The sequence below is a fragment of the Streptomyces liliiviolaceus genome, assembly GCF_018070025.1.
Taxonomy (GTDB): domain Bacteria; phylum Actinomycetota; class Actinomycetes; order Streptomycetales; family Streptomycetaceae; genus Streptomyces; species Streptomyces liliiviolaceus.
Genome location: NZ_JAGPYQ010000001.1, coordinates 2,937,667 through 2,964,341, shown reverse-complemented (window position 1 = coordinate 2,964,341; position 26,675 = coordinate 2,937,667). Strand labels below are relative to the sequence as shown.

The window sequence follows — 26,675 nt, the reverse complement described above, 5'->3', positions numbered from 1 at the left end:
GGCCGTCCGCCGGGCATAAGCCACCGGAATCATCCTGCGGCATGCCCGGCGGTTCGCCCGTCAGGTACGGCCGTTGAAGGCGTCCTTCAGCCGGGAGAACAAGCCCTGCTGACCGGGCTGGAACTGCCCGGTGGGCCGCTCCTCGCCCCGCATCTGGGCCAGCTCCCGCAGGACCCGCTCCATCTCGGGATCGAGTTTCGTGGGCGTCATGACCTCGACGTGCACGATCAGGTCGCCGCGTCCGCCGCCCCGCAGATGGGTGATGCCGCGCCCGTGCTTGGGGATCGACTGCCCGGACTGCGTGCCGGGGCGGATGTCGACCTCTTCGAGCCCGTCGAGCGTCTCCAGCGGGACCTTGGTACCGAGCGCCGCCGCGGTCATCGGGATGGTGACCGTGCAGTGCAGATCGTCGCCGCGCCGCTGGAACATGTTGTGCGGCAGCTCGTGGATCTCCACGTACAGGTCGCCGGCGGGGCCGCCGCCGGGGCCGACCTCGCCCTCGCCCGCGAGCTGGATCCGGGTGCCGTTGTCGACACCGGCGGGGATCTTCACGGTCAGGGTCCGGCGCGAGCGCACCCGTCCGTCGCCCGCGCACTCGGGGCACGGCGTCGGGACGACCGTTCCGAAGCCCTGGCACTGCGGACACGGCCGGGACGTCATGACCTGGCCCAGGAAGGACCGCGTGACCTGGGAGACCTCGCCACGACCGCGGCACATGTCACAGGTCTGCGCGGAGGTGCCGGGGGCGGCGCCCTCACCGCTGCAGGTGGTGCAGACGACGGCCGTGTCGACCTGGATGTCCTTCGTCGTGCCGAAGGCCGCCTCGTCGAGCTCTATCTCCAGCCGGATCATCGCGTCCTGGCCGCGCCGCGTGCGCGACCGGGGGCCACGCTGCGACGCCGTTCCGAAGAACGCGTCCATGATGTCCGAGAAGTTGCCGAAGCCGCCGGCTCCGAAGCCGCCCGCGCCACCGCCGCCCGCCTGGGACAGCGGGTCGCCACCGAGGTCGTAGACCTGCTTCTTCTGCGGGTCCGACAACACCTCGTACGCGGCGTTGATCTCCTTGAAGCGCTCTTGCGTCTTCGGATCGGGGTTGACGTCCGGGTGCAGCTCGCGGGCGAGCCGCCGGAATGCCTTCTTGATCTCGTCCTGGGACGCGTCGCGGCGCACGCCGAGTACGGCGTAGTAGTCCGTGGCCACTTACGACTCCGCCAGGATCTGTCCTACGTACCGTGCCACCGCTCGTACCGCTCCCATCGTTCCGGGGTAATCCATGCGCGTCGGTCCGACCACGCCGAGTTTGGCGACTGCTTCGCCGCCCGAACCGTAGCCGACCGAGACCACAGAAGTGGAGTTGAGTCCCTCATGGGCGTTCTCGTGACCGATCCGTACGGCCATGCCCGAATCGTTGACCTCGCCGAGGAGTTTGAGGAGCACGACCTGCTCCTCCAACGCTTCGAGCACCGGACGGATCGTGAGGGGAAAATCATGTCCGAAGCGCGTCAGATTGGCGGTGCCGCCGATCATCAGCCGCTCCTCGGTCTCCTCGACAAGAGTCTCCAGGAGGGTGGAGAGCACGGTAGCGACCGTGCCCCGGTCCTCCGACTCGAAGGCGTCGGGGAGATCCTGCACCAGTTGGGGGACATCCGCGAAACGGCGCCCCGTGATCCTGCTGTTGAGCCGCGCGCGCAGATCTGCCACGGAGACCTCCCCGAAGGGGGCCGGGCAGTCCACCATGCGCTGCTCGACGCGCCCGGTGTCCGTGATCAGTACGAGCATGACGCGGGCCGGGGCCAGCGCGAGCAGCTCCACATGACGCACGGTCGAGCGGGTCAGCGACGGGTACTGGACGACCGCCACCTGCCGGGTGAGCTGTGCGAGGAGCCGCACGGTCCGCCCCACGACGTCGTCGAGGTCGACGGCACCGTCCAGGAAGTGGTGGATCGCCCGCCGCTCGGGCGCCGTCATCGGCTTGACGCCCGCGAGCTTGTCGACGAAGAGCCGGTAGCCCTTGTCCGTGGGGATGCGCCCCGCACTCGTGTGCGGCTGCGCGATGTACCCCTCGTCCTCCAGGACCGCCATGTCGTTGCGGACGGTCGCCGGTGACACGCCCAGCCGGTGGCGCTCCGTGAGCGCCTTCGAGCCGACCGGCTCCTCCGTGCCCACGTAGTCCTGGACGATGGCGCGCAGCACTTCGAGCCTGCGTTCACTGAGCATCGCGCACACCTCCCGTGGTCTTCCGCGCGGTCATCGGTCGTCAGTCGGTCGTCATCGGCGGTGCCGCCTGGCACTCAGCGCGCGCGAGTGCCAGCATCCCCGCGCCAAGTGTACGGCCGGTGGGTACGGGCCGGGCAAGGGCGGGCCTGCGATGTCGTGACGCCGGGCACATCGGACAGGCGACGTGTACGAGGGTGTCCCGCTCTGTCGGGAACATGCGGGCGCGGCCGACGGGGTTAGCGTCGGCGCATGAACGTGACATGGGAAGGGCCCGGGCGCGACGGAACCGGCTGGGAGGAGCTGTCCCCGTACGCGGGGCGCTGCCGGCTCCCGGGGTGGGACTGCACGGCCGGGCTCGTGGTCGGCGAGGACGCGGCGCTCATGATCGACGCGGGGTCCAGCGTGCGGGAGGGCGCGCGACTGCGCACGCGGGCGCACGGGTTGCTCGGGGGCGGGCGCGTCACGCATCTCGCGCTCACGCATCCGCACTTCGACCATGTCTTCGGGGCGGCGGCGTTCGCGGGGGCCGAGGTGTTCGCCGCGGTGGGCGCCGAACTGGTCCTGGGCGAGGGCCGGGAGGAACTGCTCGCGGACGCCGTGCGCAACGGCGCCGATCCCGGGGAGGCGGCCGAGGCGGCGGATCTCCTGGTGCGGCCCCGGCATCTCGTCTCCGGCGAGTGGACGCTCGACCTGGGCGGTGGCCGGCAGGTCCTGCTGGCGAACGTGGGCCCCGGGCACACGGGCCACGACCTCGCGGTCCTGGTCGCCGGGCCCGGCTCCCCGGAGATCGTCTTCTGCGGCGACCTCGTCGAGGAGTCCGGCGAACCCCAGGCGGGCCCGGACGCCGTGCCCTCCCGCTGGCCCGCCGCGCTGGACCGCCTGCTGGACCTCGGGGGCGAGGACGCGCTGTACGTGCCCGGGCACGGGGCGGTGGTGGACGCGGCGTTCGTACGGGCCCAACGGGAGGCGCTGGCACGGCGTTTCGACGTGCCGTGAGTCGTGCGGCGAGTCGTGCCGCGAGTCCTGCCGCGAGCGCCGCTCCGGGGTGTCGGTGTACGTGCGGGGCCCTGCTTCTCCTATCGTCATCCGAATGCGCCAGTACTCAGCGGATCTGACCCCTCCGTGGAAGAAGCCCAAGCCCGTGCCCGAGGTGGCGGCGGAGCCGGGGCTCGTGGTCGAGGAGCCCGGCACCGGGTTCTGCGGTGCCGTGATCCGCTGCGAGGCGGGCACGGTGACGCTGGAGGACCGCTTCGGCAAGCACCGGGTGTTCCCGTTGGAACCGCGCGGCTTCCTCCTGGAAGGGCGCGTGGTGACCCTCGTACGCCCGTCGGCCGCGCCGGTACGCCCCACGCGCACGGCGTCCGGGTCGGTCGCCGTGCCCGGGGCGCGGGCCCGGGTGGCCCGTGCGGGACGCATCTACGTCGAGGGCCGCCACGACGCCGAACTGGTGGAGCGGGTCTGGGGCGACGACCTGCGCATCGAGGGCGTCGTCGTCGAGTACCTGGAGGGCGTCGACGACCTGCCCGCCATCGTCGACGAGTTCGGTCCCGGGCCGGACGCGCGGCTCGGGGTCCTGGTGGACCACCTGGTCCCCGGCACGAAGGAGTCGCGGATCGCGGCGGCCGTGACGAGCGAGTACGCGCTGGTCGTGGGCCATCCGTACATCGACGTCTGGGAGGCGGTGAAGCCGGCGTCCGTGGGTATCCCGTCCTGGCCGCGGGTGCCGCGGGGGCAGGACTGGAAGACGGGGGTCTGCCGGGCTCTGGGGTGGCCGGAAAACACGGGCGCGGCGTGGGAGCGGATCCTGGACTCGGTCCACTCGTACCGGGACCTCCAGCCGGAGCTCCTGGGCAGAGTGGAAGAACTGATCGACTTCGTCACGGCACCGGAGTAGGGGCGTTTTCTTCCGCCCCCGCCGCCCCTACCCGTTCCCGTCAACGACTCGGGGGCCAGCCCCCGAACCCCCGCTCCTCAAACGCCGGAGAGGCTAACTCCTAGCCCGTCCGGCGTTTGAGGACGAGCGCGAAGCGCGATACGGGGGCGAGGGGCGCAGCCCCATGCGTGGACGGGAACGGGTAGGGGCGGCGGGGGCGGAAGAACCCGGCCTAGTCCACCAGGTCCCGGACCACCCCGTCCGCCAGCAACCGCCCCCGCAGGGTGAGCACCGCCCGCCCCTCCGAGAACGGCCCCGCCTCAAGCAACCCCTCCGCCAGCGCACGCGAAGCCGCCGCCAGCCCATCCACCCGCAGCAGCGACAACGGACACCCCGACACCAACCGCAGCTCCAGCAGAATCCGCTCGACCCGCCGGTCCTCGTCGGACAACAGCTCACGCCCGGCGCCGGGCGACCGCCCACCCGCCAACGCCCCCGCGTACGCGCCCGGGTGCTTGACGTTCCACCACCGCACCCCGCCCACATGGCTGTGGGCCCCGGGCCCGGCCCCCCACCAGTCGGCCCCGCGCCAGTACAGCTCGTTGTGGAGGCACCGCCCGGCCTCGGAGGTGGCCCAGTTGGAGACCTCGTACCAGGAGAACCCCGCCTGCGACAGACGATCCTCGGCCATCAGGTAGCGGTCCGCGTGGACGTCGTCGTCGGTCATCGGCACCTCGCCGCGCCGGATACGCCGGGCGAGCTGCGTCCCCTCCTCGACGATCAGCGCGTACGCGGACACATGGTCGGGCCCGGCGCCGATCGCCGCGTCGAGCGAGGCCCGCCAGTCGTCGTCGCTCTCACCGGGAGTGCCGTAGATGAGGTCGAGGTTCACATGGTCGAAGCCGGCCGCGCGGGCCTCGGCGACGCACGCCTCGGGCCGGCCGGGGGTGTGGGTGCGGTCGAGGATCTGCAGCACGTGCTTGCGCGCGCTCTGCATGCCGAAGGAGATCCGGTTGAACCCACCGGCCCGGAGGGTGGCCAGATATCCGGGGTCCACCGACTCCGGATTGGCCTCCGTGGTGATCTCCGCGTCGTCCGCGAGCCCGAACTCGTCCCGGACGGCCCCCAGCATCCGTACGAGATCGTCGGCGGCCAGCAGGGTGGGCGTACCGCCGCCGACGAAGACCGTGCGGACGGGCCGCGGATCGTCACCGAGGACCTTGCGGGCGAGACGGACCTCGTCGATCAGGGTCTCGGCGTAGTTGTCGCGGGAGGCCAGCACGCCCCCGGAACCGCGCAGCTCCGTCGCCGTGTACGTGTTGAAGTCGCAGTAGCCGCAGCGCGTCGCGCAGTACGGGACGTGCAGATAGAACCCGAGCGGGCGGTCGGCCGCGTCGGCCAGGGCGTGCGCGGGCAGCGCCCCGTCGTCGGGGACGGGCTCGCCGTCGGGAAGTGCGGAAGGCATGTCCTCCATTGTCCCGCACGCACGGATGTGCCCCCTCCGCCCGGGCGGAGGGCCGTCACTCCGCCTGCAGCACCAGCAGCGCCAGGTCGTCCTCCGGCGGCTTGCCGCCGAAATCGTGCACCAGACGCCGGATGCGCTCGGCGATCAGATCGGCGTTCAGCCCCGCGCAGCCGGTGAGCGCGGCGGCGAGCCCGTCCTCGTCGTCGAACTGCCGGTGTCCGTTGCGGCGCTCCGTCACGCCGTCCGTGACGCACAGGATGCTGTCGCCGGGCCGCAGCTCGAAGGTCCCGCAGCCGTAGCCGGCGTCCTCGAAGACGCCGAGGAGGGTCTGCGGCTGGGCCACCTCGCGGACCTCCCCGGAGGGCTGGAGGAGCAGCGGCAGCGGGTGTCCGGCGGAGGCCAGGGTGCAGCGCACACCGCCCTCGACGGGGACGAGCTCGCCGTAGAGGAGGGAGAGAAACCGGTTCTGCGGCCCTTCGTCGGCGAGCCCCCGGCCGCCGTCCGCCACCAGGGCGCGGGCCGCCGCGTCCGCGGTCTCGGTGGCGTCGTCGAGGAGGAGCTGGTTGAGCCGGTCCAGGACGTCCGGCACCGCGTAGCCCTCGCGGGCCAGCAGCCGCAGCCAGGGCCGGGCGAGGCCGATGACGACGGCCGCCTCGGGCCCTTTGCCCTGGACGTCGCCGAGGGCGAAGCACCAGCGTCCGTCGCCCGCGGGGAAGAGGTCGTAGAAGTCGCCGCTCGGGCCGCCCTTGTCGCAGGGCTCGTAGACGAGCGCGCTGCGCACCCCGGGGATCTCGGCGACCGCGCCGGGCAGCAGGCCGCGCTGCAGTACGCGGCTGATGGTGGCCTGGCGGGCGTACTGACGGGCCGCTCCGATGGCCAGCGCGACGCGGCGGCTGAGGTCCTCGACGAGTCCGGTGATCTCGTCGGGGAAGTGGTCCTGTCCGGCCCGTCCGATGACGAGGGCGCCGAGCGGTCTGCCGCCCGCGATCAGCCGGAACGCGAGGGCCGATCCCTCCTCCGCCTTCGCGCCCAGGGCCTCGGCGGGCCAGGGCATCGGTACGGGTCCGGAGCGCGCCGACTCGGGCAGTTCGGGCGGGTCCTTCTCCAGCAGCCGGCGCAGCTCCTCCATGCGGTTCTCGCTGCCGTGCCAGACGCGGGCGAGGCGCGGTCCGCCGACGAGGCCCCCGTCGGAGCGGCCCGGCGCCTCGTCCTCCAGCCACACCGCGCACCAGTCGGCGAGCCGCGGCACGACCAGCTGTCCGGTGAGGGCGGCGACCAGGTCCTCGTCGAGCTGCCCGGCGAGCAGGTCGGAGGCCTCGGCGAGAAAGGAGAGGGCGCCGCGGTTGAGCCAGTCCTGGTCCTGCACGCTGCGCCGGGGTTCGGGGGCGAGGATCTCGGCGGCCCGCTGCCCGCGCCGCAGCGCGCGCTCGCCCTCGTAGGCCTCCGCGGCCTCGGCGGTCGGGATGGTCTCCGCGGGCAGCCGCGCCCACACGGTCTTCGTCCCGGTGCGGTACGTGATGCCCCAGGCGTCGGAGAGCGCGGACACGAGCCGCAGCCCACGCCCGTACTCGATGGCGTCGTACGGCCGCCCGACACTGTCACTGTCGTCCCGCACGACCCGCTCGGGGTGATGATCGGACACCTCTACGACGAGGGCGCTCTGCCGCTCCACGGGGAAGGCCGCTTCCCGGGCCCCACCGCCGACACCCGCCCCGGCGCTCGACACGCCGCTCGCCGTGACCCCCGCCCCGGGAACCACCGCAAGCCCCGTCCCACCGCCCGGCACGCCACCCGGCGCGAGCCCCTCCGCGGCACCCGGCACGGGGCCGGGCCCGCCGTCCGGCACGCCCCCGGGCGCGGCGCCCGCCGTGCTGCCCGGCATCGGGCCCGGTGCATTGCCCGGCGCGGGGCCCGGCTCGGCTCCCGCGCCGGGCAACGACGCCGCGCAGTCCTCCGTGCAGTCGTCGAGCCGGCACAGCAGTTCCACGTCCGTGCCGGCGTGCACCACGGCGTTCGTGACCAGCTCGCTGACCACCACCATCGCGTCCCCGACGAGCTGATCGGTGACCAACTCCGCTCCGGGTACGCCGAGTTCGGCCCAGCCGGCGAGCGTCGCGCGGACGAACCTGCGGGCCGCGCCCGGTGCGAGGGAGTTGCCCGGCAAGGATGTACGGGCCACCGTGTGCGGGCGCGCCACGGCCCCAGCAGCACGGGACGCGGACTCCCGTTGCGTCGGAATGGCCCCCACTGTGCGTCTCCCTGAGCAGTTCGGACGAATACGCCCCAAGCGATGCAGACAGAGTGACAGACTGGCTACGCCCATAAGCACCGAGTTACCGAAGTGGGCCACCATGAGTGAGAACAGTGCTATGCATGTGCTCGGAGACGGACAGATTCGTGCATCGGATCTGCGTCCCCTCCTGGCCGCGATGACGTCCGCCCGGGACGGGGACTTCAGCAAGGTGCCCGAGACGACGGGACCCGGCATCGTGGCCGAGCTCGGCATGGTGTTCAACCAGATCGTGGACCGCAGTACGCACTTCAACGCGGAGGCCCAGCGCGTCCGCCGTGAGATCGTGCGCCACGGCCGGCTGGACGAGCGGCTCGCCGCGAGCCCGGGGCAGGGCCACTGGACGACCCGGGTCAACGACGTGAACCAGCTGCTCGACGCCCTGGTGGCGCCGGCCGCGAACGCGACCCGGGTCCTGGACGCGGTGGCGGGCGGTGATCTGACCCAGCGCGTCGACCTGCACGACGGCAACCGTCAGCTCCGGGGCGATCTGCGGCGCCTGGGACGGGCCGTCAACAAGATGGTCGACCAGCTGTCCCTGTTCACGGGAGAGGTCACCCGGGTCGCGCGCGAGGTCGGCACCGAGGGCCGGCTCGGCGGCCGGGCCAAGGTGACGGGTCTGTCCGGCAGTTGGCGGGACGTGACCGAGGCGGTCAACACGATGGCGTCCCGGCTGACCGCGCAGGTCCGTGACATCGCCCTGGTGACGACGGCGGTGGCGCGCGGCGACCTGACCCGCACGGTGACGGTCGAGGCGACCGGTGAACTGCTCGAACTGAAGCTGACCGTGAACACGATGGTCGAGCAGCTGTCCGCCTTCGCCGACGAGGTCACCCGCGTCGCCCGCGAGGTCGGCACGATGGGCGAGCTGGGCGGCCGGGCCCAGGTGCGCGGTGTGTCCGGGGTGTGGAAGGACCTGACCGACAACGTCAACTTCATGGCGTCGAACCTCACCTCGCAGGTCCGCAACATCGCCCAGGTGACCACGGCCGTCGCCAACGGCGACCTGAGCCAGAAGATCACCGTCGGCGCCCAGGGCGAGATCCTGGAGCTGAAGTCCACCATCAACACGATGGTCGACCAGCTCTCCGCCTTCGCCGACGAGGTCACCCGCGTCGCCCGCGAGGTCGGCACCGAGGGCAACCTCGGCGGCCGGGCCCAGGTCCGCGGCGTCTCCGGAGTGTGGAAGGACCTCACCGACAACGTCAACTTCATGGCGGACAACCTGACCTCGCAGGTCCGCAACATCGCGCTCGTGTCCACCGCCGTGGCCCAGGGCGACCTCGGCAAGAAGATCACGGTCGAGGCGAAGGGCGAGATCCTGGAGCTGAAGTCGACCATCAACACGATGGTCGACCAGCTCTCCGCCTTCGCCGACGAGGTCACCCGCGTCGCCCGCGAGGTCGGCACCGAGGGCAACCTCGGCGGTCAGGCCCAGGTCCGCGGCGTCTCCGGCGTCTGGAAGGACCTCACCGACAACGTCAACTTCATGGCCCTGAACCTCACCTCGCAGGTCCGCAACATCGCCCAGGTGACCACGGCCGTCGCCAACGGCGACCTCTCCAAGAAGATCACCGTGGACGCGCGCGGCGAGATCCTGGAGCTGAAGGACACCGTCAACACGATGGTGGAGCAGCTGCGCGCCTTCGCCGACGAGGTGACGAGGGTGGCCCGCGAGGTCGGCACCGACGGCCGGCTCGGCGGCCGGGCCCGGGTCCTCGGCGTCTCCGGCGTGTGGCGCGACCTCACCGACAACGTCAACTACATGGCGGACAACCTGACCTCGCAGGTCCGCAACATCGCGCAGGTCGCAACGGCGGTGGCGCAGGGCGACCTGTCGAAGAAGATCGACGTCGACGCGCGCGGCGAGATCCTGGAGCTGAAGACCACCATCAACACGATGGTGGACACGCTGTCGTCGTTCTCCTCCGAGGTCACCCGCGTGGCCCGCGAGGTGGGTTCCGAGGGCCAGCTCGGCGGTCAGGCGCGGGTCGAGGGTGTGTACGGCACCTGGAAGCGGCTGACGACGAACGTGAACGAGCTGGCGTCGAACCTCACGACCCAGGTCCGCGCGATCGCCGAGGTGGCGTCCGCGGTGGCCCAGGGCGACATGTCCCGCTCCATCACGGTGGAGACGCAGGGCGAGGTCGACGAGCTCAAGGACAACATCAACCTCATGGTGGCCAACCTCCGCGAGACCACCCGCGCCAAGGACTGGCTGGAGTCGAACCTCGCCCGTCTGGCCGCCCTCATGCAGGGCCACCGGGACCTGATGGAGGTCGCGGACCTGATCCTGCGCGAGCTGACCCCGCTGGTGAACGCGCAGTTCGGCGCCTTCTTCCTGGCCGACCCGGAGGAGGACAAGTCGACCCTGCAGACGGTCGTGCCCACCAAGGGTCTCGCCTTCATCGCCGGATACGGCGCGGCGCAGAGCGCGACGGTCGACACCGGCGGCATGCCGGTGCACGGGCTCGTACGGCAGGCCGCGAGCGAGAAGAAGCGGATCCTGGTGGAGGAGGCCCCGCCGGACTACATCAAGATCAACAGCGGTCTGGGCGAGGCGGCGCCCGCGAGCGTCGTCATCATCCCGATCCTCTTCGAGGACAAGCTCCTCGGTGTCATCGAACTCGCCTCGTTCTCCCGCTTCTCCGACGTCCACCTGGCGTTCTTCGACCAGTTCGTGAACACCATCGGTGTCGCGATCAACACCATCATCGCCAACTCCCGTACGGAGTCCCTGCTCGGCGAGTCCCAGCGCCTGGCGATCCAGTTGCAGGACCGCTCGGACGAACTCCAGTCCCAGCAGGCCGAGTTGCAGCGCTCGAACGCGGAACTGGAGGAGAAGGCGGCTCTGCTGGCCACCTCCTCGCAGTACAAGTCGGAGTTCCTGGCGAACATGTCGCACGAGCTGCGCACCCCGCTCAACTCGCTGCTGATCCTCGCCCGGCTGCTCTCCGACAACCCGGACGGCCATCTCTCCGACCAGGAGGTGCAGTTCGCGGCGACGATCCACCGCTCGGGCTCGGACCTCCTCCAGCTCATCAACGACATCCTCGACCTCTCGAAGATCGAGGCCGGCCGGATGGACGTACGCCCCAAGAAGCTGCCCCTGATCAAGCTGCTCGACTACGTCCACGCCACCTTCCGCCCGCTCACCCTCGACCGGGGCCTCACCTTCGAGGTGGAGGTCGGCGAGGACGTACCGCGCGAGATGTTCTCGGACGAGCAGCGGCTCCAGCAGATCCTGCGCAACCTCCTGTCGAACGCGATCAAGTTCACCGCGTCCGGCCGGGTCGAACTGCGCGTGACCCGCGTCGAGAACCCCGAGCCCCACCTCACCCGGGAGAGCAGTGACAACGTCATCGCGTTCGCCGTCTCCGACACGGGCATCGGCATCGCGGCGGAGAAACTCCCCGTGATCTTCGAGGCGTTCCAGCAGGCCGACGGCACGACGAACCGCAAGTACGGCGGCACGGGCCTCGGTCTGTCCATCAGCCGGGAGATCGCGGGCCTGCTGGGCGGCCGCATCATCGCCGAGAGCGTGCCCGGCGAGGGTTCCACCTTCACGCTGTACGTGCCGGTCGTCAGCCCCGGCCATCTGCCGACCGGGCCCGGCGTCGAGGACCAGGACCTGACCCTGCCCGAGCAGTTGTCCGTCGAACCCTTCACCGTCCACGACCAGGACGACAGCTGGCCCGCGACCACCAAACTGGAGGAGTGGAAGACGGGCCGCGCGGGCCAGGTCCTGCCGGGGCGCCGGGTGCTGATCGTGGACGACGACATCCGTAACGTCTTCGCCCTCACCCACGTACTGGGCCGGGTCGGCATGCCCGTCCTGTACGCGGAGAACGGCCGCGAGGGCATCGAGGCCCTGGAGCGCAATCCCGATGTAGGACTCGTCCTGATGGACATCATGATGCCGGAGATGGATGGTTACGAGACCATCTCCGTCATCCGCCGCACCCCGCGCTGGGCCGGACTTCCCATCGTCGCCCTCACCGCCAAGGCGATGCCGGGCGACCGCGAGAAGTCCATCGCGCGCGGTGCGAACGACTACGTACCCAAGCCGGTGGACGTCGACCAGCTGCTGACCGTCGTCTGCGCCCTCCTGGACCCAGAGGGCGCTGACGGCCAGGAGCACGGGGACGCCACCGCCACCACCGTCACCGCGGGGGCCGCCACCTCGGAGGAACCCGCCGTCCCGCCGACGACCGAATGAGGCAGGCAATCGATCACCATGAGCACTGAGGCATCGACCGACGAGCGCGCCAGCATTCTCCTCGTGGACGACATGGAGGACAATCTGATCGCGCTGGAGGCCGTCCTGGGGTCCCTCAACGAGCCGCTCGTACGCGCCCGTTCGGGCGAGGAGGCGATGAAGGCTCTGCTGCGGCAGCGGTTCGCGGTCGTCCTGCTCGACATCCGTATGCCGGGCATGGACGGGTTCGAGACCGCCGCGAACATCAAGCGGCTCGACCAGACGAAGGACGTACCGATCATCTTCCTGACCGGCACGGACTCCGACGCGGGCTACGCGTTCCGCGGGTACGCCACCGGAGCCGCCGACTATCTCACCAAGCCGTTCGACCCCTGGGTGCTGCGCGCCAAGGTCACCGTGTTCCTCGATCTGCACCGCAAGAACCAGCAGTTGGAGCGGATGCTCACCCACGAGCAGGCGCAGTTCGACGAACTCGCCCGGCGGCTGCACGCGATCGGCGCCGACCTGTCGGCCGACGGTCCCACCGACACCACCGAACTGCGCCGCCACGTACGCCACATGGAGGACCTGCTGCGCGAGATGCGCAGGGGACGGGGCCTGTGACCCCGCCCCGCCCCCTGCGAACCACCAGGGCGACTACGCCTCGCGCGTACCCGCGTACATCTCATCGATCAGGTGCTTGTACTCGCGCTCGACGACCGGGCGCTTCAGCTTGAGGCTCGGGGTCAGTTCGCCGTGCTCGATGTCGAGGTCGCGCGGCAGGAGCTTGAACTTCTTGATGGTCTGCCAGCGCTGGAGGCCCTCGTTGAGCGTCCTGACGGATCCGTCGATCAGCTCGACCGTCGCGGGCGCGGCGACCACCTCGGCGTACGACTTGCCGCCCAGGCCGTTGTCCGCGGCCCAGGCGAGGATCGACGGCTCGTCGAGGGCGATGAGCGCGGTGCAGAAGTTCCGGTCGGCGCCGTGCACGAGGATGTTGGAGACGTACGGGCAGACGGCCTTGAACTGCCCTTCGACCTCGGCGGGCGCGATGTACTTGCCGCCGGACGTCTTGATGAGGTCCTTCTTGCGGTCGGTGATGCGCAGATAGCCGTCCGGGGACAGCTCGCCGATGTCACCGGTGTGGAACCAGCCGTCGGACTCCAGGACCTCGGCGGTCTTGTCGGGCAGCCCCTGGTAGCCCTCCATGATGCCGGGGCCGCGCAGCAGGATCTCGCCGTCGTCCGCGATGCGCACCTCGGTGCCGGGCAGCGGCTTGCCGACCGTGCCCGTGCGGTACGCCTCACCGGGGTTCACGAAGGAGGCCGCGGACGACTCCGTGAGTCCGTACCCCTCCAGGATGTGGATGCCGGCGCCCGCGAAGAAGTAGCCGATGTCGGGGGCGAGGGCGGCGCTGCCGGAGACGCAGGCGCGGAGGTTGCCGCCGAAGGCCTCGCGGATCTTGGCGAAGACGAGCGTGTCGGCGACCTTGTGCTTGGCCGACAGGGCGAAGGGCGCGGAGGCGACACCGGTACGGCGAAAGTTGTCCTGGGTGGCCTTCGCGTACGCGCGGGAGACCTCGGCCGCCCACTGGAAGATCTTGTACTTGGCGCCGCCGCCGGCCCGCGCCTTGGCCGCGACCCCGTTGTAGACCTTCTCGAAGATCCGCGGCACGGCGGCCATGTACGTCGGTTGCACGACCGGCAGATTCTCGATGATCTTGTCCACGCGGCCGTCGACGGCGGTGACGTGCCCGACCTCGATCTGGCCGGACGTGAGCACCTTGCCGAAGACGTGGGCGAGCGGCAGCCACAGGTACTGGACGTCGTCCTTGCCGACGAGGCCGGTCGCGGCGATGGCCTTCGCCATGTACGACCAGTTGTCGTGCGGCAGCCGTACGCCCTTGGGGCGGCCGGTGGTGCCGGAGGTGTAGATGAGGGTGGCGAGCTTGTCCTTGGTGATCGCCCCGACCTTCTCCTTGATCAGGTCGGGGTTCTTCTCCAGGTACGCGGCACCGCGCTTCTCCAGCTCGGCGAGGCCGATCACCCAGTCGCCCTCGTCGGCGGCCGATTCGACGCCCGCGGAGTCGATCACGACGACATGGCCGAGCTCGGGCAGCTCGGCGCGCTTCTCACGCGCCTTGGCGAGCTGCTCGGCGTCCTCCGCGACCAGCACCCTGCTCTCGGAGTCGGCGAGGATGAACGCCGACTCGTCGGACTTGGTCGACGGGTACACGGTCGTCGTCGCCGCGCCGGCGCACATGATGCCGAGGTCGACGAGGATCCACTCGACGCGGGTGGAGGAGGCGAGCGCGACGCGCTGCTCCGGCCGCACGCCCAGTTCGATCAGGCCGGCCGCGATCGCGTAGACCCGCTCGGCCGCCTGCGCCCAGCTCAGCGACCTCCACTCGTCCGGCCCCTCGCCCGAGGCCGCCGGTACCGGGTAGCGGTACGCCTCGGCGTCCGGCGTGGCCGCCACGCGCTCCAGGAAGAGGGCCGCCACGGACGGCGGACGGTTCTCGATCAGGGTCTGTGTGTCGCTCACGACATCCTCCGGGGCCCGCGACAGTGCGTGACTGGCTCGTAGCGGTTAGCTCAGTAGCGGTCGTTGTTTAACTCGCGAGTAACGTCGAGTGGTGATCAGAGTAAAGCCCGTCCGCCCGGTGCGTAAGAGGCGGCGGCCTGTCACTTCCTACGGACGACGGGCGGAATGAGGCAGTCCGCGAACAGCACGGGCCCGCCGCGCGACAGCACGACGGGCCCATGATTTCGGGCCTGGCCCGATGGTTGCTGGCGGCTACTTCTTGCCCTTGCCGCTGCCGGCGTTCTCGTCGCTGGACAGCACGGCGATGAAGGCCTCTTGCGGAACCTCCACAGAGCCCACCATCTTCATCCGCTTCTTGCCCTCCTTCTGCTTCTCAAGGAGCTTCCGCTTACGGGAGATGTCACCGCCGTAGCACTTGGCGAGGACGTCCTTGCGGATGGCGCGGATGGTCTCGCGGGCGATGACCCGGGAGCCGATGGCCGCCTGGATGGGGATCTCGAAGGCCTGGCGCGGGATCAGCTCGCGCAGCTTGGCGACGAGCCGCACGCCGTACGCGTACGCCGCGTCCTTGTGCGTGACGGCCGAGAAGGCGTCGACGCGGTCGCCGTGGAGCAGGATGTCGACCTTCACCAGCGAGGCGTCCTGCTCGCCGGTGGGCTCGTAGTCCAGGGAGGCGTAGCCGCGGGTCTTGGACTTCAGGTTGTCGAAGAAGTCGAAGACGATCTCGGCGAGGGGCAGCGTGTAGCGGATCTCGACGCGGTCCTCGGAGAGGTAGTCCATCCCGAGGAGGGTGCCGCGGCGGGTCTGGCACAGCTCCATGATCGAACCGATGAACTCGCTGGGCGCGAGGATCGTGGCCCGGACGACCGGCTCGAAGACCTTGTCGATCTTGCCCTCGGGGAACTCGCTCGGGTTGGTGACCGTGTGCTCCTTCCCGTCCTCCATGATCACGCGGTAGACCACGTTGGGCGCGGTGGCGATGAGTTCGAGGTTGAACTCGCGCTCCAGGCGCTCACGGATGACGTCGAGGTGCAGCAGACCCAGAAAACCGACACGGAAACCGAACCCCAGCGCCGCGGAGGTCTCCGGCTCGTAGACCAGGGCCGCGTCGTTGAGCTGGAGCTTGTCCAGCGCCTCGCGCAGGTCGGGGTAGTCGGACCCGTCCAGCGGATACAGCCCGGAGAAGACCATCGGCTTCGGGTCCTTGTACCCGCCGAGGGCCTCGGTGGCGCCCTTCTCCTTGCTGGTGATCGTGTCACCGACCTTGGACTGACGGACGTCCTTCACGCCGGTGATGATGTAGCCCACCTCGCCGACGCCGATGCCGTCGGCCGGGGTCATCTCGGGCGACGAGACACCGATCTCCAGCAGCTCGTGCGTGGCGCCGGTCGACATCATCCTGATGCGCTCGCGCTTGTTGAGCTGGCCGTCGATGACACGGACGTAGGTGACCACACCGCGGTACGAGTCGTAGACCGAGTCGAAGATCATCGCGCGGGCGGGCGCGTCCGCGACACCGACCGGGGCGGGCACGTCCCGGACCACCCGGTCCAGGAGCGCGTCCACGCCGACGCCGGTCTTCGCCGAGACCTTGAGCACGTCCTCCGGCTGGCAGCCGATGAGATTCGCCAGCTCCTCGGAGAACTTCTCGGGCTGGGCGGCCGGCAGGTCGATCTTGTTCAGCACCGGGACGATGGTGAGGTCGTTCTCCATCGCCAGGTAGAGGTTGGCGAGGGTCTGGGCCTCGATGCCCTGGGCCGCGTCCACGAGGAGGATGGTGCCCTCACAGGCCGCGAGCGACCGCGAGACCTCGTACGTGAAGTCGACGTGCCCGGGGGTGTCGATCATGTTGAGGATGTGGGTGTTGCCCGGATCCTCGGTCGGTGCCCAGGGCAGCCGCACCGCCTGGGACTTGATGGTGATGCCGCGCTCGCGCTCGATGTCCATGCGGTCGAGGTACTGAGCACGCATCTGCCGCTGGTCGACCACCCCGGTCAGCTGGAGCATCCGGTCGGCGAGCGTGGACTTGCCGTGGTCGATGTGCGCGATGATGCAGAAATTGCGGATCTGAGCCGGGGCGGTACGGCTCGGCTCGGGCACATTGTTAGGGATCGCGGGCACGCAGGGTCCTGTCTCTTGAGGCGCCTGTCGCCTCGGGTCGGATCGATACGTAGGCTCCATGGTCCCACGGGCGGCGAGGTGCGACCGGTTTGGGCCGTCAGCGGGGCGACTGCTAATCTGGGCAGCTGTGTCTCCTGCCCTCTCTGCAGGGGACACGCAGGAAACGCAGGAAATTCAGAAGAGAAATCACCGGCGCATGAGACTCACCGTCGTGAGACGCCCCGTCTCGTGCGCCTGAACCTGAGAAGGCTCATTCGTGGCGAACATCAAGTCCCAGATCAAGCGGATCAAGACCAACGAGAAGGCCCGGCTGCGCAACAAGGCCGTCAAGTCTTCGCTGAAGACCGCGATCCGCAAGGCCCGCGAGGCCGCTGCCGCGGGTGACGTCGAGAAGGCCACGGCCGCGCAGCGCGAAGCCTCGCGCAAGCTGGACAAGGCCGTCTCCAAGGGCGTCATCCACAAGAACCAGGCCGCCAACAAGAAGTCGGCGCTTGCTTCGAAGGTCGCCTCCCTCAAGGGCTGAACCTCTGCCGAGTACCGGGCCACGGCCCAGCACTCACTTGATTCGAAGTGATTCGAACGCCGGAAGGACCTGAGCGGGCCCTCTCTCATCCGCTCCCGACCGGCACCCCGACTCGTACGCGACTGCGTTCGCCACGCGGGTACGAGTCCTCAGCGTGAACCGGGCCCCGGCCTCGCCCTTCCAGGGCGGGCCGGGGCTCGTGTTTTCAGCCCGTCCGGCGCCGTCGTGGCCCCAAAGACGAAAGGCAGGGGCGCAGCCCCGTCTTTCAGGGGCGCGGGGAACTGCGCGACCGGCCCCCACCGGGCCCGCAGCCATAGATTCCGGCCGACGGGGGTTCGGGGGCTTGCCCCCGAGTCAGTGACGGGACGGGTAGGGGCGGCGGGGGCGAGAATCCCCAGGCGACAGCCAACCGCTAACCCCGCCGCATCCGCGCCGCCCGGGCGATCGTGACGACCGCCTTCTCCAAGGCGTACTCAGGATCATCCCCACCCCCCTTCACCCCCGCATCCGCCTCCGCAACCGCCAGCAACGCGACAGCGACCCCGTCCGGCGTCCACCCCCGCATCTGCTGCCGAACCCGGTCGATCTTCCACGGCGGCATCCCCAGCTCCCGCGCCAGATCGGCCGGCCGCCCACCCCGCGCGGAGGAGAGCTTCCCGATCGCCCGCACCCCCTGCGCCAGCGCGCTGGTGATCAGCACGGGCGCGACCCCGGTCGACAACGACCACCGCAGCGCCTCCAGCGCCTCCGCCGCCCGCCCCTCGACCGCCCGGTCCGCCACCGTGAAGCTGGAGGCCTCCGCCCGGCCGGTGTAGTACCGCCCGACGACGGCCTCGTCGATCGTCCCCTCGACATCCGCGACCAGCTGGGTCGTCGCGGAGGCCAGCTCCCGCAGATCGCTGCCGATCGAGTCGACGAGCGCCTGGCACGCCTCGGGCGTGGCCGACCGCCCCAGCGCCCGGAACTCCGCGCGCACGAACGACAGCCGGTCCGCCGGCTTCGTCATCTTGGGGCACGCGATCTCCCGCGCCCCCGCCTTGCGCGCCGCGTCGAGCAGCCCCTTGCCCTTGGCACCGCCCGCGTGCAGCAGCACGAGCGTGATCTCCTCGGCCGGAGCGCCCAGGTACGCCTTCACGTCCTTGATCGTGTCCGCCGACAGATCCTGCGCGTTCCGCACCACGACGACCTTGCGCTCGGCGAAGAGCGACGGGCTCGTCAGCTCGGCGAGCGTGCCCGGCTGCAACTGGTCCGACGTGAGGTCCCGTACGTCGGTGTCCGCGTCGGCGGCGCGCGCGGCGGCCACCACCTCCTGCACGGCACGGTCGAGGAGGAGGTCCTCCTGCCCCACGGCGATCGTGACGGGAGCGAGCGGATTGTCTTGTGCAGAGTTCCTGGCCATCGCGGCCAAGCATCCCACGCACCACCGACAACGGGCCCGCAGCTACGACTCCCCCACGGCTACGGCTCCTCGCGCCAGCCGTCCCACTCCCTCACGAACTCGTCCAGCTCCCGCGCGTCCAGCCGTCCGCTCTCGTCACGCAGCACGAGCAGCCACTGCGCGTCCTCGGCATCGTCCTCACCGGCCAGGGCGTCCCGTACGAGCTGGGGCTCCTCGTCCAGCGCGAACTGCTCACCGAGCGCCTCCGCCGCCTCCTGCGCGGCATCGCGGTCGGGCAGCACCAGTACATGTCTCACGTCGCTCACCCGGCCATTTTCCGGCACCGGCGCAGCGCCTCGCACCGGGGGCACCCGGTAGCCGGCGACCGGCGGTCGAAGGCCCCGCCGCGGGTCCCGGCTCAGCCCTTGGGGACGATCTGGATGTCCAGGTCGACCGTGATGCTCGTACCGACCATGGCGATGCCCCGCGCGAGCATCGACTGCCAGCTCATCGTGAAGTCGTCGCGCCGCAGCTCGGCGGTGGCCCGGCAGGCCGCCCGCACCTCGCCCTCCGTGCCGTTGCCCACCCCCAGATACTCCGTGTCGAGCGTGACCGTCCGCGTCACCCCGTGCAGCGACAGCGCCCCGGTGACCCCCCACCGGCTGCCGCCCCGGTGCGTGAACCGGTCGCTGTAGAACTCCACCGTCGGAAACCGGTCCACGTCCAGGAAGTCCGCCGACTTCAGATGTCCGTCCCGCGTCCTGACGTTGGTGTCGATCGACCCCGCGTCGATCACCACGTGCATCGCCGACTGCTCGACGTTGTCGGCCACCCGCACGATCCCCGCGAAGGTGTTGAACCTCCCCCGCACCCGAGCCATCCCGATGTGCCGGGCCGTGAAGCCGATCGAGGAGTGGGTGGGCTCGATCTCCCAGTCCCCCGGCGCCGGTAACGGCGGTGGCTGCGCGGCGTTCAGTGTCACGTCGCCGAGCGCGGCCACCTCGTTCGCCGGCACCGTGACATTCGCCCGGTACGGGGCGTGCCCCTCGGCCGACACCGCGAGGCGGTACTCACCGGCCGGGACCGTCACCAGGAAGGACCCGAACGGATCCAACTGCCCGCCGACCACTCTGCGTCCCGCGGCATCCGTGACCAGGAACTCCGCGTCCGGCACCGGCTGGTTCACCGGATCCAGCACCCGGCAGCCGAGCACGCCGGCGCCCTCCGGCAACGGCACCGAGGCGAGCGGAGGGCCCGCCTGCGCCCGGTTCGTACGGTTCCCCAGCCAGCTGCCGACCATCTGCGACCCACCCTCGCGTCAACACACGCTGTGAAAACACTTGTTGTCGGAGAGGTATTCGACCACCGATGCGACTTTCGAGGCAACAGACCACCACATCGCAGGGAACCAGCGCATGTGCTGGTACTACGCACGAGTAGCCCGAATTGGCCGTTCCGTTTCTGTTTTCCCTCAGTCGCCGCTTTCCCGGACGACCGGGACGCGCTCCAGCACGATCCCGAACCGCTTCCTGTACGCCTCCAGCACCTCCTCGTCCGAGACCAGATCCTCCGTCGTCCTCCCGCCGTCGGGGTCCGTGACCGTGAGCGTGCGCCCGCTGAGCGTGACCCGCCCGCCGTCCTCCGTGACCCGCGAGCAGACCGGTGACCGGGCGAAGTGCGACAGCGGCGAGGTGCTGTGCCACCAGGCCCCGGCCACGAAGTCCCCGAGCACCCGCGGCCGCGTCTCCAGCCGGTACTGGGACCTGCCGTCCCGCACCACCTCCAGATCGCCGAACTCCCCGGCACTGCCCCGCACCCCGGCCGGGTCCGCCCCGGCCACGATCACCCGGAACGCGCCCGCCGGATCCTTCTGCTCCCCCCGCTCCCCGAAGGCCAGCGGGTAGTGGCTGTGTGCCCCGAACCCGACGTCGGCCAGCCAGTCGCCCCCGTCCACCGTCCGCACCCGCAACGCGAGATGGTCGTACGGAATGCCGAGCCGCTCCCCCTCCCCGTAGACCCGTCCCGCGAGCAGCGTCACATCGAAGCCCAGCGCCTTGAGCAGCGCGCCGAACGCCCCGTTCAGTTCGTAGCAGAAGCCACCCCTGCGGGCGCCCACCAGCTTGTCCAGGAGCGGTTTCTCCTCCAGGACGATCGCCTCACCGAGATGGATCGACAGGTTCTCGAACGGCACGGTCAGCAGATGTCGCAACTGCAGTTCACGGAGGACGTCGCCGGTGGGCCAGGCGGGGTGGGTGACACCGATCCGGCGGAGGTACGCATCGACCTGTGCGGGTTTCATACCCTCAGTCTCGCGTGATCAGCAGGTGGTCGTCTCCTCCTCCCACGGTTACCGCCCCGTCCACATCGGTGCGCAGGACCTGCGCGCCCCCTGCCTCCAGTGCCGCCGTCGTGCTCGGTGCCGGATGTCCGTAGGGGTTGTCGGCGCCGCACGAGATGAGCGCGAGGCGTGGCGCGGCCCGTCGTATGAGATCCGGGTCCTGGTAGGCCGAACCATGATGGGCGACCTTGAGGACATCCACCGCTTTCAGACCGGTCCCGGCCGGTGATCTCAACAGGGCCCGCTGAGCGGGTGGTTCGAGATCTCCGAGCATCAGCATCGTCAGCCCGGCCGACCGGACGAGCAGGGTGACGCTCGCGTCGTTCGGCCCCTCCGGCTCCGGCTCCTCCGGCTGCGGCACCGGCACCGGCCCGGCTCCCGGTGCGGGGCTCGGCGGCGGCCACAGCACCTGCCAGTCGAGCCCGCCCGTACGACGCCGCTCGCCCGCCACCGCCCGTCTCACCGGGATGTGCCGGACCGCGGCCTGCCGGCGCACGAAGTCGGCCTGGTCCAGGGGCTCCTCCAGGCCCGTCGTCTCGATCGCGCCCACCGAACGCCCGCGCAGCACACCCGGCAGCCCCGCCACATGGTCCGCGTGGAAGTGGGTCAGCACGACGAGGGGGACCCGGGTGATGCCGAGCGCCCTCAGACACCGGTCGACGAGTATCGGGTCGGGTCCCGCGTCCACCACCACCCCACTGCCGTCGCCCGCCGCGAGCACCGTCGCGTCGCCCTGGCCCACATCGCACATCGCGAACCGCCAGTCCGGCGGCGGCCACCCGGTGATCACCCGGGTGAGAGGCGGCGGCTGCACCGTCACGAGCAGGAGCAGCACTCCGCAGGTACCGCTCAGCCAGGGATGCCGCAGCAGTCTGCGCCCGACGCACACGAGGGCGGCGATCGCGCCGGCGAGCAGCAGTGCCCCCGTCCAGCTTCCCGGCCAGTCCATGCCTGCGCCCGGCAGGGCCGCACCCGCGCGGGCGATGTCCGCGATCCATCCGGCGGGCCAACTCGCGCACCACGCCAGCACCTTCGCGACCGGCATCGCCCAGGGAGCCGTGATCAGCGTGGCGAAGCCCAGCACCGTGGCGGGCGCGACCGCGAACTCCACGAGCAGGTTGCACGGCACCGCCACCAGACTGACCCGCGCCGAGAGGACGGCGACGACCGGCGCACACACCGCCTGCGCGGCGGCCGCGGCCGCCAACGCCTCGGCCGGCCTCGGCGGCACCCCACGCCCGCGGAGCCCCGCACTCCACCGCGGGGCCAGCGTGAGCAGTGCGCCGGTGGCGAGCACGGAGAGCAGGAAGCCGTAGCTCCGGGCCAGCCACGGGTCGTACAGCACCAGCACGAGCACCGCCGTGGCCAGGGCCGGAATCAGGGATCTGCGGCGCCCGGTGGCGATGGCCAGCAGCGCGATCGATCCGCAGGCGGCGGCCCGCAGCACGCTCGGGTCCGGCCGGCACACGATCACGAAGCCGAGCGTGAGCGCACCCCCGCACAGAGCGGTCGCCCGCAACGGCAGACCGAGCCGGGGCGCCAGCCCCCGGCGCTCGATCCGCTGGGCCCGGCCCGGCGGCCCGATGAGCAGGGCGAGCACGATCGTGAAGTTGGCGCCGCTGAGAGCGAGGATGTGGGTGAGATCGGTCGCCCTGAACGCCTCGTCGAGTTCCGGTGTGATCCGGGAGGTGTCCCCGACCACCAGTCCCGGCAGCAGCGCCCGCGCGTCCGGGTCCAGCCCGTCGGTCGCCGCCCGCAGCCTGCCCCGCAGTTCCCCGGCGAACCGCTGCGTGGCGGACGGCTGCCCGACCACCGTGGGTGGGCCGCTGCCGCGTACCCGTAGCACCGCCGCGATCCGGTCTCCGCCGCCGAGCGCGGGCGCGGCCTGCGCGGTCACCCTGAGCCGGGTGGAGGGGAGGAGGGAGAGCCAGGGCGAGCCGACCCGCTCACGAACCGCCCCTGCATCCGCCCCCGCCTCCGCCTCAGCCCTCGGGCTCGATTCCGGCCCAGGCCCCAGGCTCTGCCGGGCGTCCACGATCAGCAGCACCGGTGTGCGCGTCCGCGCCACCGTCCCGTCCGGCCGCTCCACGCGCCTGACCTGCGCGTCGAGCAGGATCGCGGTCGGGGCGGCGTGGTTCCCCCTGATCCGGGGACGGGTGAGCCGTGGGTCCGAAGTGACCTCCACCTCGGCGGTCACCCGGTCGTACTGCCGCGCCGACTCCGGGATCGGCCCCCTGCGCAGATCCGCGCCGTGCAGGCCGCCCGAGGCGGCCGCGGCCGCGACGCAGAGCAGCACGGCCGCGACGGAGGTCCTCGACCAGGACGACCGGAGCAGCCGAAGCGGTCGCGCGCCCCGTACCCGGTCGCGGCCCGCGAGCAGGAGCAGTCCGACGACGGCCACGCAGAGCGCGACCACACCCGCGACCCACCCCGGGGGTGCGTCCGGCGTCACCGCCGCCGTCGCCCATGCCGCCAGTGCCGGTGGGACCAGCCGCAGATCCGTCGGGCCCTCCTGCCGAGGGTGCGCGGCACCGAGCCGACTGGCGGAGCCCGCGTGCACGGGCGGCCGGCTCGTCGGGTCCGGGCCCCTCATGGCCGTACGAGATTCCGCAGATCGGCGAAACGGCGGTCGCCGATTCCGTTCACCTCGCGGAGTTCGTCGACCGAACGGAAACCGCCGTGCCGGCCTCGGTAGTCGATGATGTGCTGCGCCAGCACGGGGCCGACGCCGGGCAGCGTATCCAGTTGTTCCAGGGTGGCCGTGTTGAGGGCGACCGGAGCGGCCGGGGCGGGGGCGGCCACACCGGGACCCACGACACCCGAACCCGCCGAGCCTCCCGAGCTGCTCGCGACTCCCGGCGCCCCTGGCGCTCCCGGCCCCACCGCCGTCGGCGCCCCGACCACCACCTGTTCACCGTCCACCAGGAACCGCGCGCGGTTGAGGCCTTCGGTGTTCGTGCCCGGACGCACCCCGCCCGCGGCTTTCAGCGCGTCGGCGACCCGGGAACCGGCCGGCAGCCGATGGATTCCCGGCTCACGCACCTTGCCGCTGACGTCCACCACGAGTGCGGTCGGGACCGCGCCCGCGGGCGTCCGGGCGGCAGCGGAGGTTCCGGCCGCCGTCTGCTGGCCGGCCGCGTTCGCCTCGTCCCCGTACGGAACCGCGGCCCGTACGATCTCCGGGGCCCGTACCGGCTGGGTCCGTCCCGACCAGAAGTGCTGTGCGGCCAAGGCCGCGGCGACGACCAGCACGACGGCGAGGGCGGCCACGCTCCTGCGTTCCAGGCCGCACCTGGACTGGAGCCACAGCGGCATCCGCTCCCGGACGGCGAGCCCGGCCCGCGCCCGCCAAGCGGGAACGGGCCGGGGCTCGTCCGCGACCCCGTCGCCGTCCCCGAGCGCTCCCGCCCCGGGGCTCCGCCCCGCACCCGACGGGGAGTGATGTCGACTGCCGGCCGGTGGGGGCTGATCGCGCAGTTCCCCGCGCCCCTGAGAGGCGCCGCCGCTCCACCCCTCCGGCGGCCCGTGCCACAACCCCACACCCGACGACGTGTCATGCCGACTGCCGGACGGTGGGGGCTCGTCGCGCAGTTCCCCGCGCCCCTCAAGGGCGCCGGCACTCCGCTCCACCGGGGGCCCGTGCCGCAACTCCCCGCGCACCCGACCCTGTTCAGGCGCGAAGAGTGTCTCCGCACGCAAGCGCAGCGTCTCCGCCGACGCCTCTCGGCGCCGGGACCTTCCCCCGTGGGGCCGGCGGCTGTGTCGCGTGCGGACGTCGGAGGCCGGGCCTCGGCCCGGTCCGCTGGTGGCTGTCGAGGTCCGTGGAGCTGATCGAAGTGGCATGGGACGAGAATCGGGCAGGAAGCCGCATCCCCGATGATCTTGCTCAATTCCCGGGGATTACCGCCCGGTTGTGGATAACTCCGTCACCCGGCAGGGGCGCCGCGGCCACTCCGGGCCGTCCGCCCGCCCCTCATCGAGGCGAGACGACCGCTCCCAGCAGCCCCGGCCCCGTGTGCGCCCCGATCACCGCTCCGACCTCGCTCACATGCAGGTCGGCCAGCCCGGGAACCCGTACCCTCAGTCGCTCCGCGAGTGCCGAGGCGCGGTCGGGGGCGGCGAGATGGTGGACGGCGATGTCGACCTGGGCGCTCCCTGCCCGGTCGGCCACGATCTCCTCCAGGCGGGCGATCGCCTTGGTGGCGGTGCGCACCTTCTCCCGCAGCTCGATGCGCCCGCCGTCCAGTTCGAGGAGCGGTTTGACGGCCAGCGCGGAGCCGAGCAGCGCCTGCGCCGCCCCGATCCGGCCGCCCCGGCGGAGATAGTCGAGGGTGTCGACGTAGAAGTACGCGTACGTGCCCGCGGCCCGTTTCTCCGCCGCCGTGACCGCTTCGTCGACCGTGCCCCCCGCCTCCGCGGACTCGGCGGCGGCCAGTGCGCAGAAGCCGAGGGCCATGGCGACCATCCCGGTGTCCACCACACGCACGGGCACGGGCGCCTCGCGTGCGGCGAGGACCGCCGCGTCGTACGTGCCCGAGAACTCGGAGGACAGATGCAGCGAGACGATGCCGGTGGCGCCGGACCCGGCGACGCGGCGGTAGGTCTCGGCGAAGACCTCGGGGCTGGGCCGGGAGGTCGTGACGGACCGCCGCTTCTGCAGGGCCAGGGCCAGCGAGCGGGCCGAGATCTCGGTGCCCTCTTCGAGTGCCTGGTCGCCGAGGACAACGGTCAGGGGCACCGCGGTGATGCCGTGGCGCTCCATCGTCCGCGGCGGCAGGTAGGCCGTTGAATCGGTGACGATCGCGACATGGCGGGACATGAGCTGGAGATTACCTGTCAGTGGACGTGGAAGGCAGCCCGGCCCCTGCCGCCCGCTGCCGGACCGGCGGTATCAAGTCGTGCTCTCCGGGCGGGGCTTCTTCTCCCAAGGGTAGGCGGCCCGCTGCCTGGGTGCGTCGATCGCGGCCTGGGTGGGCTCCTCGGCCCTGCGCGCTTCGGCGTTGTCCGGCCAGGTCTGCCGGTCGGCGGCGGCGCTCGGCGCCTCCGGCCACGGCGGCGCGGACGAGGACTCCGTCGCCGGCCGTGACGACGAGCCGGCCGAGGGACCGGCCGACGAACCGCCGGACGAACCGGCCGCCGGACCGGTCGTCCGCGTGGGCGACGGTTCCGTCGTCCAGTGCCGTAGCGCGCCCGCCTCCATGTCGATCTGCGTGCTCAGCGACTCCAGGTCGTCGCCGTTGAAACGCTGGGCGCGGTCGCGCGCCGCCCAGCGCAGTGCATCGGCCGATTTCGTTATCTGCTCGGTGCGCTCGCGCAGCCCGGGCAGCCGCTCGGCGAGGCGCGCCCTGTCCGGTTCGCGCTCCAGCCGCTTCAACTCGCCGTCCAGTTCATGGCCGTGCGCGCTGAGGCGGTCGAAGAGCGCGAGCGACTCCTTCAGGGACTCGTCCTCGCCCACGCCCGCCTGCAGCGCGTCCTGGGTGGCGCGCATCGAGGTGCGCAGGGAGAGACGCAGCTGGGCGAGCTGACCGAGGGACCCCGGCTGGGCGAAGGTCTTCGCCTTGAGCGTGGAGTCCTCCACCGTGCGGCGGGCCTGTGCGACGGTGCGGTCCACGCCCCGCTTCGCGGCGCCGACCACCTTCACCGTTGCGTAGATGCCCAGTGTCACGAACAGCAAGAAGATCAGCGCCACGATGGCGACCACGGCTTCCATGACGGTCCTCTCGGATGC

Annotated in this window: 19 protein-coding genes; 5 read left to right on the top strand and 14 right to left on the bottom strand. The window is 71.3% G+C overall.

Going from position 1 to position 26,675, the window contains the following annotated elements; translation table 11 throughout:
• Positions 1 to 60: 60 nt before the first annotated feature.
• Together dnaJ and hrcA are read right to left on the bottom strand one after the other, a co-directional pair.
• Positions 61 to 1,200 (bottom strand): molecular chaperone DnaJ, encoded by a 1,140-nt coding sequence (gene dnaJ, locus J8N05_RS12960; RefSeq protein WP_107016318.1) that lies wholly within the window; start codon positions 1,198 to 1,200, stop codon positions 61 to 63.
• Positions 1,201 to 2,217 (bottom strand): heat-inducible transcriptional repressor HrcA, encoded by a 1,017-nt coding sequence (gene hrcA, locus J8N05_RS12955; protein WP_210882709.1) that lies wholly within the window; start codon positions 2,215 to 2,217, stop codon positions 1,201 to 1,203.
• Positions 2,218 to 2,466: 249 nt separating this feature from the next.
• Here hrcA and J8N05_RS12950 point away from each other — a divergent pair, with 249 nt between their 5' ends.
• Positions 2,467 to 3,213: an MBL fold metallo-hydrolase gene (locus tag J8N05_RS12950; protein ID WP_210882707.1), complete on the top strand. Its 747-nt coding sequence runs from the start codon at positions 2,467 to 2,469 to the stop codon at positions 3,211 to 3,213.
• A gap of 94 nt (positions 3,214 to 3,307) precedes the next feature.
• The gene (locus J8N05_RS12945; protein ID WP_210882705.1) at positions 3,308 to 4,111 is read left to right on the top strand and encodes a DUF3097 domain-containing protein; all 804 of its coding nucleotides are present in this window, start codon (positions 3,308 to 3,310) and stop codon (positions 4,109 to 4,111) included.
• 211 nt (positions 4,112 to 4,322) lie between these two features.
• Here the strand turns inward: J8N05_RS12945 and hemW are convergent, their stop codons facing one another.
• On the bottom strand, positions 4,323 to 5,555 hold the full coding sequence (hemW, locus tag J8N05_RS12940; RefSeq protein WP_210882703.1) for a radical SAM family heme chaperone HemW: 1,233 nt from the start codon (positions 5,553 to 5,555) through the stop codon (positions 4,323 to 4,325).
• Positions 5,556 to 5,610: 55 nt separating this feature from the next.
• Complete coding sequence (locus J8N05_RS12935; protein WP_247706255.1) at positions 5,611 to 7,803, bottom strand: SpoIIE family protein phosphatase; 2,193 nt, start codon at positions 7,801 to 7,803, stop codon at positions 5,611 to 5,613.
• Between the two features lie 181 nt (positions 7,804 to 7,984).
• On the opposite strand from J8N05_RS12935, the gene J8N05_RS12930 reads away from it, so the two are divergent.
• Both J8N05_RS12930 and J8N05_RS12925 read left to right on the top strand, forming a co-directional pair.
• Positions 7,985 to 12,064 carry a HAMP domain-containing protein gene (locus J8N05_RS12930; RefSeq protein WP_247706254.1) on the top strand — a complete coding sequence of 1,360 codons (4,080 nt, stop codon included), beginning with the start codon at positions 7,985 to 7,987 and terminating at the stop codon, positions 12,062 to 12,064.
• An 18-nt stretch (positions 12,065 to 12,082) separates the two neighbouring features.
• Positions 12,083 to 12,667 (top strand): response regulator, encoded by a 585-nt coding sequence (locus J8N05_RS12925; RefSeq protein WP_210882700.1) that lies wholly within the window; start codon positions 12,083 to 12,085, stop codon positions 12,665 to 12,667.
• 33 nt (positions 12,668 to 12,700) lie between these two features.
• Here the strand turns inward: J8N05_RS12925 and J8N05_RS12920 are convergent, their stop codons facing one another.
• Together J8N05_RS12920 and lepA are read right to left on the bottom strand one after the other, a co-directional pair.
• The gene (locus J8N05_RS12920) at positions 12,701 to 14,587 is read right to left on the bottom strand and encodes an AMP-dependent synthetase/ligase (RefSeq protein ID WP_210882699.1); all 1,887 of its coding nucleotides are present in this window, start codon (positions 14,585 to 14,587) and stop codon (positions 12,701 to 12,703) included.
• Between the two features lie 252 nt (positions 14,588 to 14,839).
• Positions 14,840 to 16,708 carry a translation elongation factor 4 gene (gene lepA / locus J8N05_RS12915; RefSeq protein WP_210882698.1) on the bottom strand — a complete coding sequence of 623 codons (1,869 nt, stop codon included), beginning with the start codon at positions 16,706 to 16,708 and terminating at the stop codon, positions 14,840 to 14,842.
• Between the two features lie 256 nt (positions 16,709 to 16,964).
• On the opposite strand from lepA, the gene rpsT reads away from it, so the two are divergent.
• On the top strand, positions 16,965 to 17,231 hold the full coding sequence (gene rpsT, locus J8N05_RS12910) for a 30S ribosomal protein S20 (protein ID WP_107016309.1): 267 nt from the start codon (positions 16,965 to 16,967) through the stop codon (positions 17,229 to 17,231).
• Positions 17,232 to 17,643: 412 nt separating this feature from the next.
• On the opposite strand, the gene holA is transcribed toward rpsT, so the two are convergent.
• The 8 genes from holA to J8N05_RS12870 all read right to left on the bottom strand — a co-directional run bounded on the left by holA (position 17,644) and on the right by J8N05_RS12870 (position 26,657).
• Positions 17,644 to 18,630 carry a DNA polymerase III subunit delta gene (holA, locus tag J8N05_RS12905; protein WP_210882697.1) on the bottom strand — a complete coding sequence of 329 codons (987 nt, stop codon included), beginning with the start codon at positions 18,628 to 18,630 and terminating at the stop codon, positions 17,644 to 17,646.
• A 59-nt stretch (positions 18,631 to 18,689) separates the two neighbouring features.
• Entirely contained in the window at positions 18,690 to 18,935 is a 246-nt protein-coding gene (locus J8N05_RS12900) for a hypothetical protein (RefSeq protein WP_210882696.1), read from the bottom strand.
• 92 nt (positions 18,936 to 19,027) lie between these two features.
• The gene (locus J8N05_RS12895) at positions 19,028 to 19,909 is read right to left on the bottom strand and encodes a YceI family protein (RefSeq protein WP_210882694.1); all 882 of its coding nucleotides are present in this window, start codon (positions 19,907 to 19,909) and stop codon (positions 19,028 to 19,030) included.
• 171 nt (positions 19,910 to 20,080) lie between these two features.
• Positions 20,081 to 20,908 carry an arylamine N-acetyltransferase family protein gene (locus J8N05_RS12890; RefSeq protein WP_210882692.1) on the bottom strand — a complete coding sequence of 276 codons (828 nt, stop codon included), beginning with the start codon at positions 20,906 to 20,908 and terminating at the stop codon, positions 20,081 to 20,083.
• Between the two features lie 4 nt (positions 20,909 to 20,912).
• On the bottom strand, positions 20,913 to 23,540 hold the full coding sequence (locus J8N05_RS12885; protein ID WP_210882691.1) for a ComEC/Rec2 family competence protein: 2,628 nt from the start codon (positions 23,538 to 23,540) through the stop codon (positions 20,913 to 20,915).
• Entirely contained in the window at positions 23,537 to 24,790 is a 1,254-nt protein-coding gene (locus tag J8N05_RS12880) for a helix-hairpin-helix domain-containing protein (protein WP_210882689.1), read from the bottom strand. The genes J8N05_RS12885 and J8N05_RS12880 overlap by 4 nt, the downstream gene beginning before the upstream one ends.
• 130 nt (positions 24,791 to 24,920) lie before the next feature.
• Positions 24,921 to 25,766: a DegV family protein gene (locus J8N05_RS12875; protein WP_210882687.1), complete on the bottom strand. Its 846-nt coding sequence runs from the start codon at positions 25,764 to 25,766 to the stop codon at positions 24,921 to 24,923.
• Positions 25,767 to 25,838: 72 nt separating this feature from the next.
• Positions 25,839 to 26,657 carry a hypothetical protein gene (locus J8N05_RS12870; protein WP_210882685.1) on the bottom strand — a complete coding sequence of 273 codons (819 nt, stop codon included), beginning with the start codon at positions 26,655 to 26,657 and terminating at the stop codon, positions 25,839 to 25,841.
• Between the last annotated feature and the right edge of the window lie 18 nt (positions 26,658 to 26,675).